This is a genomic window from Nostoc sp., assembly GCF_036919495.1.
In the GTDB taxonomy this organism is placed as follows: domain Bacteria; phylum Cyanobacteriota; class Cyanobacteriia; order Cyanobacteriales; family Nostocaceae; genus Nostoc.
Genome location: NZ_JBALBZ010000042.1, coordinates 1 through 8,306, shown reverse-complemented (window position 1 = coordinate 8,306; position 8,306 = coordinate 1). Strand labels below are relative to the sequence as shown.

Below are 8,306 nucleotides of genomic sequence, written 5' to 3'. Positions count from 1 at the left end.
CCGCTAGAACCAGCACTAGCCCAGGAGATGACATCTCCATTTTGATCGGTAATGGTGACAATGCTATTGTTGAAAGTAGACTGGATGTAGGCCATTCCACTGGGTACATTCCGTTTCTGCTTCTTGCTCCCGGTTTTTTTAGTTGGTTGTCTCGCCATACTTGTTTAGTTGATTTAAGGTAAAACTTGCTTGGATTAGCAAGCGTTGCAAAATTATTTCCCTGGAGCCTTCTTCTTCCCAGCTACTGTCTGCCTTCTGCCTCGACGGGTTCTGGCATTGGTGCGAGTTCTTTGTCCTCTGACTGGTAAGCCCATGCGATGACGACGACCTCTGTAGGTACCAATGTCAACTAAGCGCTTGATGTTCAAAGACTCCAAGCGCCGCAAGTCGCCTTCAACTTGATAGTTGGTTTCTATTTCCCCTCGTAGGGCTGTCACATCGGCATCACTTAAGTCCTTAACGCGAGTGTCTGGGTTCACACCAGTTGCCGCTATAATTTCTTGAGAACGTGATAAACCAATTCCATAAATGTAAGTCAGACCGATCTCGACGCGTTTATCGCGTGGAAGGTCTACTCCGGCAATACGTGCCACAATGAACTCTCCCTATTGTTGTCGCAATTACTGTTGGTTGGAAAAACGTGATTAATCGCGTTTTTTCGTTTTAATGATGATATGCGTGTTACAACTCACTCTGTTGGTAAGAGTGTTATCCTTGACGTTGCTTGTGCTTGGGGTTCACGCAGATCACCATGACGCGACCACGACGTTTGATCACGTTACACTTTTCACAAATTTTCTTGACTGAGGCTCTAACTTTCATGCCTTTTATTTTTTGACTCCAAATATAAAATTATAGCATTTCTAGGGAAATTAATCCAGTGTAATGACTAGCAAACAGCCAAAAAAATGGTTTTATGGTAAAATTCTCTACATATACTTACTTCTTTCTTAGTCGATAAGTAATTCTGCCTTTGGTCAAGTCGTAAGGAGTTAACTCTACCTTGACGCGATCGCCGGGCAAAATCTTGATATAATTTCGGCGAATTTTGCCGGAAATGTGAGCTAGCACGTTAAATCCATTGTCCAAGTCAACGCGAAACATCGCATTGGGCAGGGACTCTGTAACCGTGCCTTCCATTTCAATCAAATCTTGCTTAGACAATTTGTTTTTTCCTCAACTCAACAATTTCGTGTTCAGTTGCAGCACTTTATCTGCAAGAGAACACACTTTAAGAAATATATCAACAGTTTATTAATATATCTTAGCTAAAATTGATCTGTTTCTTGAGAGGGGCATGGGGCATTAGGCATTCTGAAAAAACTTACTCTAGCTCCTCCTCCACTCCCTCATCTCCTTCGTCCTTAAGCAATTAACCTTTGTAGTTCACTAGTGACATCTTCTTGGGACTGATTGCCATTGACTGTTAGGAGTTTTTTGCGATCGCCGTAATAATCAATTAAAGGTGCAGTTTCAGCGCGGTACACTTCTAAACGACGACGAATCACCTCTTCGGTATCATCTTTTCGTCCTCTAGCTAGCAAACGTGCGATTACAACTTCATCTGGTGCATCTAAATTGACTACCCTTTCGCCACTCTGATGTATTTCTGCCAGTAACTTCTCCAGAAAACCTGCTTGGGTCACTTTGCGGGGAAAACCATCAAGAATCCAACCATTTTTGGCATCTGGTTGACTGAGGCGCTCTTGTACCAAGTCCTGCACTAGCTGATCGGGTACTAACTCGCCGCTATCAACATAACCTTGAGCCTTGATTCCCAAATGACTTTGCTCTTTCATGGCTTGTCTTAAGATTTCACCAGTAGAAATATGGGGAATATTCAAGTGTTCAGCCAAAGTTTGAGCTTGTGTTCCTTTACCCGCTCCAGGTGGCCCCAAGAAGATTAATCGCGTCACTATTATTTCACCATTCCTTCATAGCGCTGAGAGATGACATAAGTTTGGACTTGTTTGGCTGTCTCAATTGCCACACCAACTAAAATTAATAAAGAGGTAGCACCTATTCCCCGGAAAGTTTTCACATTCAAAGCGCTTTCCACGGCGGTGGGGATAATAGCAACCAAGCCCAAAAAGATTGCACCCAAAAAAGTTAGTCGATTGGACACGCGTTCGATATACTCGCTAGTTGCCTTGCCGGGACGAATTCCAGGAATACTAGAACCCATTTTCTTCAAGTTCTGCGCCACATCTACTGGGTTGAGGATCAACGAAGAATAGAAGTAGCTGAAGAAAACGATGGAAATCATGTAGACCAAGGCATAGACCCAGGAGCTAGAACCGCTTGGACTCAAATAAGTGTTAACTATATTCGCCAAATCGGCATTTTTTGTAAAATTAGCAATCAGCAGTGGCAAACTGAGAATGGCGGCAGCAAAAATAATTGGCATCACGCCGCCTTGATTTAACCGCAGAGGCAGATAGCTACGCTGTTCTGCCAATACTCGCCGACCTACTTGGCGACGAGCCGAAATAATTGGGATGCGGCGCATTCCTTCTTGGACAATCACAATACCAACAATTGTTGCTAGGAAAACTAATATCAGCACGATCACCCGACCCACTGCTTCCCTACCCCCTACTTGCACCAAGTCGATGGTATCACCCAACGCTTTTGGTAATGATGCGACAATGTTGACAAAAATCAACAATGATGCTCCATTCCCAATACCACGTTCTGTAATTAGTTCAGATGCCCACATGACGAACATCGAACCAGCAGTCAGAGCGATCGCAGTTTCAGCTACGAAAATGGGCCCTGGGTGTAAGGCAAATTGCTGGAGGAATAATGCCGAAAAAGCTGTACTTTGTAGAATCGCCCAAACTACAGTTACATAGCGGGTAATTTGTGATATTTTGCGCCGACCTGCTTCGCCTTCATTTTTCTGTAAATTTTCTAAAGATGGAATCGCTGCGGTGAGCAATTGGATGATAATAGACGCATTAATGAAGGGCAAAATCCCTAAAGCAAAGACTCCCAAAGTCGAAAGTCCTCGCCCGGAAAATATATCCAATAAGCCAAATATGGAATTATTGCCAGATATGGCTTCGGCAAATCTAGGTCTATCAATCCCTGGCACGGGTAAGAAGATACCCAGGCGAACCAAAATTAAAATACCGACAGTTACAAGCAGCCTACCTCTCAGCCCTGCTGCTTGCGCCATCTGCATAAAAGTTTCTTGAGCCGTTGGGGCTTTATCTCGACTGATCATAGAGTGCTACCTTTATAGTGAACCAGGCGCTGACAGCGAGTTGGCTTCCATTTAAGTGCGCTGTTCCGGCTCACTCATAAGACTTCACAACTACCACCAGCTGCCTCAATTTTGCTACGAGCTGAACCTGTGAAAGCTGCCGCTTGTACCTTGAGCGGAATGCTCAATTCCCCGTTACCTAAAATTTTCAATGGCCCTTTGACAGCAGTCAGGATACCTGCGGCTTTCAAGGAGGTCAAAGTTACTTCCGTATTAGCAGGAAGGGAGGCTAGCTTCTCTACATTAATCGTAGTGTAAATCTTCTGATTAACAATCGGAAAGCCCTTCAGCTTAGGTAAGCGGCGGTACAATGGCTGTTGACCACCTTCAAAACCTGGGCGAGTACCACTACCAGAACGAGATTTTTGACCTCGCATACCTAGACCAGCACTAGCACCTTGACCGGCAGAAATACCTCTGGCTACACGCTTCTTGCGTTTCTTTGAGCCTTTTTGCGGCTTAACATCGTTGAGTCTCATGATGTAATTAGTTCTTGTTTACACAAAAGCTCTGTAAGTATGACTCTACTAAATGTAGAGACTTTCAATAGGAATACCGCGATCTTCGGCGACTTCAGAAAGAGTCCGTAGTGTAGATAAGGCATTGACTGCGGCTCTAGCATTATTGAGCGGATTGTTAGAGCCAAGTTGCTTGGCTAAGACGTTACGAACCCCTGCTAATTCCAGCACAGTCCGCACAGCACCACCTGCAATTACCCCAGTCCCAGGTGAGGCTGGGCGCATCATAACTTTCGCACCGCCACCGACACCATTAATGGGATGGGGGATGGAGTTGGATTTGGTGATGGGTATATCAATGAGGTGTTTTTTGCCGTCGGCTACGCCTTTTTTAACGGCGCCAATTACATCTGAGGCTTTGCCTACTCCGACACCAACTTGACCTCGTTCGTTACCGACAACAACGATCGCTCGGAAGCTGAGTTTTTTACCACCTTTGACTACTTTACTTACGCGTCGGATTTGGATAACCCGTTCTTGCCAAGTGGTTTCTTCTTTTTTGGCACGCTTTGTTCTACTTTTACGCTCTGTTGCCATAATTTAGTGCTCTGATGAACGTCATTTGTGAGCCAGTGCGGTCTTCTCCCAAAGGGAGAGGCTAGCGCCAAGGGGGTCTCCCCCATGAGTAACTGGCGAACCCTAAGGGTCAGTTGTCATTTGTCTTTTGTCATTTGTCATTTGTCCAATAACTAATGACCAATGACTAATGACCAATGACTTTAGAAATCTAAACCAGCTTCGCGGGCTGCATCAGCTAATGCTTTGACACGACCATGATATAAATTACCACCGCGATCAAAGACAACTTTGGTGATGCCTTTTTCTAGCGATCGCACTGCGATCAACTTCCCAACTTGCACCGATGCGTCACGGTTTGCACATGACGCTAAACTAGATTTCAGTTCTGGTTCTACAGTCGATGCTGCCACGATGGTTTGATGTTGAGTATCATCAATTATCTGGGCATAAATATGCTCATTAGAACGAAATACCGCTAAACGCGGACGTTCTGGAGAGCCAATAACTTTGCCACGAACGCGTCGATGACGACGGTTTTTTGATTCTCTTCGAGTAAGTTTCATTTTTACTTCTTACCACCCTTACCAGTCTTACCAGCTTTCCGTCTGACCACTTCACCGGCATAGCGAATGCCTTTACCTTTGTAAGGTTCTGGTGGACGAACGGCACGAATTTTGGCCGCTGTGTTGCCTACGATTTCTTTGTCATAGCCGCTGACAATGACGTTAGTGGTACCTTCTACTGCAAACTGAATTCCTTCTGGTGGTTCAATTTGCACTTGATGGCTATAACCCATATTCAAAACTAGGTTACGCCCTTGAACTTGTGCCCTGTAGCCAACACCTTGAATTTCCAAACGGCGTTGAAAACCTTGGGAAACTCCCTCGACCATATTGGCAACTAAAGTGCGGCTCAAGCCATGTAGTTGCTTTGAGGTACGAGTTTCATCCCGACGATTTACCTGTAATATGTCTCCCTCTTGAGAAAGCGAGACATTAGGCGTGAGAGTGCGAGAAAGTTCTCCTTTCGGGCCTTTCACCACAATATTTGTACCATTGATCGCCACTTGAACTTTGGCGGGAATAGTAATTGGACGTTTACCGATCCGAGACATGACTTTTTGTCCTTTGTTATTTGTCCTTTGCCTTTTGTCCTTTGTCTTTCACTTAATGACTAATGACAAATGACTAATGACCAATGACTACCAAACGTAACAAAGCACTTCGCCACCCAAGTTCTGACGCCGCGCTTCGCGGTCAGTCATAATGCCACTGGATGTAGAAATAATGGCAATGCCAATGCCGCCTAGTACCCTTGGTAATTCTTTTCTGTTGGAATAAACACGCAAGCCAGGTTTACTCACTCGCTTTAAGGCGGTGATCAGAGGCTGACGGTTTTTACCTTTGTATTTCAGGGAAATCACTAGATTGCGTTTTACCCCTTCTTCTGCTTCTTCGATTTCAGCAATAAAGCCTTCCTCCCGTAGCACTTTGGCAATGCTCCGGGTCATTTTTGTCGCTGGCACTTGTGTAGTTTGATGCCGCGCCAGGTTGGCATTGCGGATGCGCGTCAGCATATCTGCAATTGTGTCGTTAGCCGCCATCGTTCCCTCTATAGATGAACTTATTGATCGCGAAAGGGCATTCCTAATTCTTTAAGTAAGGCGCGTCCCTCTTCGTCGTTTTTTGCTGTGGTGATGATGGAAATATCCATCCCACGTACTTGATCGATGCTGTCGTATTCGACTTCTGGAAAAATTAGCTGTTCTCTGACACCTAGAGTGTAGTTACCGCGTCCGTCAAAGCTTTTAGGGCTAACGCCGCGAAAATCTCTAATTCTAGGTAGTGACAAACTAACTAGTCTGTCGAAAAAGGCATACATCCGTTCCGCTCTGAGAGTAACCATGATCCCCACAGGCATCCCTTGACGAATCTTAAAGCCAGCGATCGCCTTTTTCGCCCGTGTCACCACTGGTTTTTGACCAGTGACCAAGGCAATTTCATTAATGGATGCTTCCAGCGACTTCGCATTTTGAGCTGCTTCACCCAAACCCCGGTTAATAGTAACCTTTACCAACTTCGGTACTTGATGAACGTTGGTATATTGAAACTGATTAATCAGTTTGGGGACGATTGTCTCTTGATATAAGCTTTTGAGTCTTGTTGTCGCCATAGTTTTTTGTCCTGATATCCCTGGGCTTGGTCAGGGAACAAAGTTACGAGTTATAAGTTATGAATTATGAGTTAAATTTAATTCCTAACTCTTAATTCCTAACATCTAACTATTTATCCAGAATCTCACCAGTTTTCTTGAGTTTTCTGACTTTTTTACCTTCTGAGGTAAAGGTATAACAAACACGACTGGCAACGTTTTGCTTAGTGGAATAAAGCATTACGTTAGAGCTATGAATTGGGAACTCTTGGGTCATAATTCGCCCAGATTCCCCTTCTTGCTGGGGTTTGACGTGCTTGGTTTTAATGTTGACACCTTTGACGATGACTTTACTCAGTTGGGGAAGTGCCTGGATAATTTCACCAACTTTTCCTTTGTCTTTGCCAGCAATCACTTGTACGGTGTCGCCAGTTTTGACGTGCATTTTGTGGAATACTTTGGGCGTACCCTGTTTGGTTGCCATTAAAGCACCTCCGGAGCCAGAGAAACAATTTTGGTAAAGTTTTTATCGCGCAGTTCCCGTGCAACTGGGCCAAAAACCCGTGTGCCTCTGGGATTACCGTCTTTGTTGATGATCACAGCAGCGTTATCATCAAAGCGAATACTCATGCCACTGTCACGAGATACAGCTTTACGAGTGCGGACAATTACTGCTTCCACAACATCAGACTTTTTTACAGCCATGTTAGGTGTAGCATCTTTGACAACGGCAATAATCTTATCGCCGATAAAACCATAACGACGGTTGCCTCCGCCTAAGATGCGGATGCACATCAGTTTGCGGGCACCGCTATTATCTGCGACATTCAGGTAAGTCTGGGGTTGAATCACAATTATTCTCCCTTGTAATGTTGTTAGTTTCTAACAACGATGAGGTTTAAGTAGGCTTGACGTTCAGGACTTCTGTGATTTTCCAGCGCTTGGTTTTACTCAGAGGTCTAGTTTCCTGAATACGAACGCGATCGCCTACTTTACACTTATTTTCTTCGTCGTGAACTTTATATCGTTGGGTGTTAACCACAATTTTGCCGTACTTGGGGTGAGGAGCGCGGTTTTCTATGGCTACTACCACAGTTTTTTGCATTTTATCGCTCACTACCAAGCCAACTCGTTCTTTAACTGCCATAATCTCCTACTTTTCTTCTTTAGCCGATTGACTTGCTACCCGTTTGCGTTCTGTTTCTAGCGTCAGCAACTGGGCTAGGCGGTGTCGCATTTGCCGGAACTGGTGAGGTTTTTCTAATTGCCTTGTAGCTTTTTGCAAGCGCAACTGAAATAGTTGTCTTTTAATAGCGACAATTTCTTCAGAGAGTTTCTCGTCACTTAATTCTCTTGCTTCTGAAATCTTGGGAAGAGGCATAAGTTACTCCTGCTCCTGTGGTTGAGAGCGCACAATAAACTTAGTTTTTATAGGCAGTTTAAATGAAGCCAAACGCATAGCTTCACGGGCGATTTCTTCAGAAACCCCACCGATTTCAAACAAAATTCGTCCTGGCTTGACTACAGCTACCCAAAACTCTGGATTACCTTTACCGGAACCCATCCGGGTTTCAGCAGGACGCATGGTTACAGGTTTATCAGGGAAAATCCGAATCCAGATTTGTCCACCCCGACGAATATAACGAGTCATTGCCCGACGGGAAGCCTCAATTTGCCGCGAGGTAATCCAAGCAGGTTCTTGCGCTTGGAGTGCAAAATCACCGAAGTTGAGGGTGCTACCACGGGTGGCTAGTCCCTCCATCCGTCCGCGCTGTTGTTTGCGGAATTTAGTTCTTCTAGGGCTTAACATGGTTTGTCACTTGTCATTTGTCATTTATCATTTGTCATTT

17 protein-coding genes are annotated in these 8,306 nt (G+C 44.8%); all 17 read right to left on the bottom strand.

What is annotated here, in order from left to right; genetic code table 11:
• Positions 1-158, bottom strand: a 158-nt coding sequence (gene rpsK / locus V7K25_RS05495; RefSeq protein WP_335155802.1) for a 30S ribosomal protein S11, incomplete at its 3' end; no start/stop codon positions are given.
• 54 nt (positions 159-212) lie between these two features.
• A complete protein-coding gene (gene rpsM / locus V7K25_RS05490; RefSeq protein WP_104906411.1) occupies positions 213-593 on the bottom strand; it encodes a 30S ribosomal protein S13 in 381 nt (126 codons plus the stop codon).
• A 115-nt stretch (positions 594-708) separates the two neighbouring features.
• On the bottom strand, positions 709-822 hold the full coding sequence (gene rpmJ / locus V7K25_RS05485; protein ID WP_015129703.1) for a 50S ribosomal protein L36: 114 nt from the start codon (positions 820-822) through the stop codon (positions 709-711).
• A gap of 117 nt (positions 823-939) precedes the next feature.
• On the bottom strand, positions 940-1,164 hold the full coding sequence (gene infA, locus V7K25_RS05480) for a translation initiation factor IF-1 (RefSeq protein ID WP_006276978.1): 225 nt from the start codon (positions 1,162-1,164) through the stop codon (positions 940-942).
• Positions 1,165-1,364: 200 nt separating this feature from the next.
• A complete protein-coding gene (locus tag V7K25_RS05475; RefSeq protein WP_335155800.1) occupies positions 1,365-1,916 on the bottom strand; it encodes an adenylate kinase in 552 nt (183 codons plus the stop codon).
• 2 nt (positions 1,917-1,918) lie between these two features.
• Positions 1,919-3,229, bottom strand: a complete 1,311-nt coding sequence (gene secY / locus V7K25_RS05470; protein ID WP_335155798.1) for a preprotein translocase subunit SecY — start codon at positions 3,227-3,229, stop codon at positions 1,919-1,921.
• A gap of 74 nt (positions 3,230-3,303) precedes the next feature.
• Positions 3,304-3,747, bottom strand: coding sequence for a 50S ribosomal protein L15 (rplO, locus tag V7K25_RS05465; RefSeq protein ID WP_229471862.1), 444 nt, complete (start codon positions 3,745-3,747; stop codon positions 3,304-3,306).
• 48 nt (positions 3,748-3,795) lie between these two features.
• Complete coding sequence (rpsE, locus tag V7K25_RS05460; RefSeq protein WP_109011930.1) at positions 3,796-4,323, bottom strand: 30S ribosomal protein S5; 528 nt, start codon at positions 4,321-4,323, stop codon at positions 3,796-3,798.
• A 182-nt stretch (positions 4,324-4,505) separates the two neighbouring features.
• A complete protein-coding gene (gene rplR, locus V7K25_RS05455) occupies positions 4,506-4,868 on the bottom strand; it encodes a 50S ribosomal protein L18 (RefSeq protein WP_099101131.1) in 363 nt (120 codons plus the stop codon).
• A gap of 2 nt (positions 4,869-4,870) precedes the next feature.
• The gene (gene rplF / locus V7K25_RS05450; RefSeq protein ID WP_335155795.1) at positions 4,871-5,419 is read right to left on the bottom strand and encodes a 50S ribosomal protein L6; all 549 of its coding nucleotides are present in this window, start codon (positions 5,417-5,419) and stop codon (positions 4,871-4,873) included.
• An 87-nt stretch (positions 5,420-5,506) separates the two neighbouring features.
• The gene (rpsH, locus tag V7K25_RS05445; RefSeq protein WP_109011927.1) at positions 5,507-5,908 is read right to left on the bottom strand and encodes a 30S ribosomal protein S8; all 402 of its coding nucleotides are present in this window, start codon (positions 5,906-5,908) and stop codon (positions 5,507-5,509) included.
• 20 nt (positions 5,909-5,928) lie between these two features.
• Positions 5,929-6,477 carry a 50S ribosomal protein L5 gene (rplE, locus tag V7K25_RS05440; protein WP_118167585.1) on the bottom strand — a complete coding sequence of 183 codons (549 nt, stop codon included), beginning with the start codon at positions 6,475-6,477 and terminating at the stop codon, positions 5,929-5,931.
• 109 nt (positions 6,478-6,586) lie between these two features.
• The gene (gene rplX, locus V7K25_RS05435; protein ID WP_190910324.1) at positions 6,587-6,940 is read right to left on the bottom strand and encodes a 50S ribosomal protein L24; all 354 of its coding nucleotides are present in this window, start codon (positions 6,938-6,940) and stop codon (positions 6,587-6,589) included.
• A complete protein-coding gene (gene rplN / locus V7K25_RS05430; protein ID WP_069070772.1) occupies positions 6,940-7,308 on the bottom strand; it encodes a 50S ribosomal protein L14 in 369 nt (122 codons plus the stop codon). The genes rplX and rplN overlap by 1 nt, the downstream gene beginning before the upstream one ends.
• Positions 7,309-7,354: 46 nt before the next feature.
• The gene (gene rpsQ / locus V7K25_RS05425) at positions 7,355-7,603 is read right to left on the bottom strand and encodes a 30S ribosomal protein S17 (protein WP_100901244.1); all 249 of its coding nucleotides are present in this window, start codon (positions 7,601-7,603) and stop codon (positions 7,355-7,357) included.
• Between the two features lie 6 nt (positions 7,604-7,609).
• Positions 7,610-7,837, bottom strand: coding sequence for a 50S ribosomal protein L29 (gene rpmC, locus V7K25_RS05420; protein ID WP_335155791.1), 228 nt, complete (start codon positions 7,835-7,837; stop codon positions 7,610-7,612).
• Between the two features lie 3 nt (positions 7,838-7,840).
• Positions 7,841-8,266, bottom strand: a complete 426-nt coding sequence (rplP, locus tag V7K25_RS05415) for a 50S ribosomal protein L16 (RefSeq protein ID WP_012410718.1) — start codon at positions 8,264-8,266, stop codon at positions 7,841-7,843.
• Between the last annotated feature and the right edge of the window lie 40 nt (positions 8,267-8,306).